Source organism: Rhizobium sp. SG570 (genome assembly GCF_012275345.1).
GTDB classification, from domain to species: domain Bacteria; phylum Pseudomonadota; class Alphaproteobacteria; order Rhizobiales; family Rhizobiaceae; genus Rhizobium; species Rhizobium lusitanum.
Genome location: NZ_JAAZQI010000057.1, coordinates 1 through 1,323 on the forward strand (window position 1 = coordinate 1; position 1,323 = coordinate 1,323).

At 60.5% G+C, this 1,323-nt stretch carries 1 protein-coding gene and 1 other annotated feature; the gene reads left to right on the forward strand.

Features of this window, described 5'->3' with window-relative positions:
• The first annotated feature begins 54 nt into the window (after nucleotides 1-54).
• A protein-coding gene (locus tag FHT28_RS35840) for an IS3 family transposase (RefSeq protein ID WP_168598923.1) occupies nucleotides 55-1,283 on the forward strand; the annotation gives its coding sequence in 2 pieces (ribosomal slippage) (nucleotides 55-349 and nucleotides 349-1,283; 1,230 coding nt in all).
• Nucleotides 336-452: a sequence feature (AL1L pseudoknot), on the forward strand. (Overlaps the previous gene by 117 nt.)
• Nucleotides 1,284-1,323: the final 40 nt, after the last annotated feature.

Here is a 1,323-nt window from a genome sequence, read left to right on the forward strand (position 1 = left end):
TTGAACCGCGCCGGGTTTGCCGGAGGCTCCAACTTCTGAGAAAGTGGAGCCGATATGAGCAAGACAACAAACAAATTTTCACCGGAAGTCCGCGCCCGAGCCGTGCGGATGGTTTTGGATCACCAAGGCGAATATTCCTCGCGATGGGCAGCGGTTTCCTCGATCGCCGCCAAGATCGGCTGCACGGCGCAGACGCTCAATGAATGGGTAAAGAAGGCAGAAGTGGAGGATGGTTCCCGGCCCGGACTCCCAAGCGAAGTGGCCGAGAAGATGAAGGCTCTGGAGCGGGAGAACCGCGAGCTTCGGCAGGCCAACGAGATACTGCGCAAGGCGTCTGCTTATTTCGCGATGGCGGAGCTCGACCGCCCATTGAAGCGATGATCTCCTTCATCGACGAACATCGGTCGGTATTCGGGGTCGAGCCGATCTGCAGACTGCTGCCGATTGCCCCGTCAACCTACTACGAGAATGTTGCCAAACGCCTGGACGTGGACCGGTTGTCGGTCCGCGCCCGCAGCGACATTGCATTGAAGATCGAGATACGCCGTGTGTTCCAGGCGAACTTCCGCGTCTACGGCGTGCGCAAGGTCTGGCGGCAATTGAAGCGGGAAGGCTTCGATATAGCCCGCTGCACCGTCGCCCGGCTCATGCGATCGATGGGACTTCAGGGTATCATCCGGGGCAAGCCGATCCGCACGACGATCCCGGACAAGACGGCTCCCAGCCCGCTCGATCGGGTGAACCGCCAGTTCAAGGCTCCCGCGCCGAACAGGCTCTGGGTTTCGGATTTCACCTATGTCACCACCTGGCAAGGCTTCGTCTACGTGGCGTTCGTCATCGACGCCTTCGCCCGCCGGATTGTCGGCTGGCGGGTGAGTCGAACGGCGCATGCCGGGTTCGTCCTCGATGCTTTGGAACAGGCGCTTCATGAGCGGCGTCCCGTTCATGGCGGCGGCCTTGTCCATCACAGCGATCGCGGTGTCCAATACGTCTCGATCAAGTATTCGGAGCGACTGGCCGAGGCGGGCATCGAGCCTTCCGTCGGAAGCGTCGGTGACTCTTACGACAATGCGCTCGCCGAAACGATCAACGGTCTCTACAAGGCCGAGGTCATTCATCGGAGCGGACCATGGCGGAGTTTCGAAGCGGTTGAATTCGCCACCCTCGAATGGGTCGATTGGTTCAACCATCGACGGCTTCTAGAGCCCATCGGAAACATCCCGCCAGCCGAAGCCGAGGAGCAGCACTACGCCATGCTGGACGAACCAGCCATGGCCGCATAACTTAAACCAAACGGCCTCCGGCAAACCCGGCGCGGTTCAG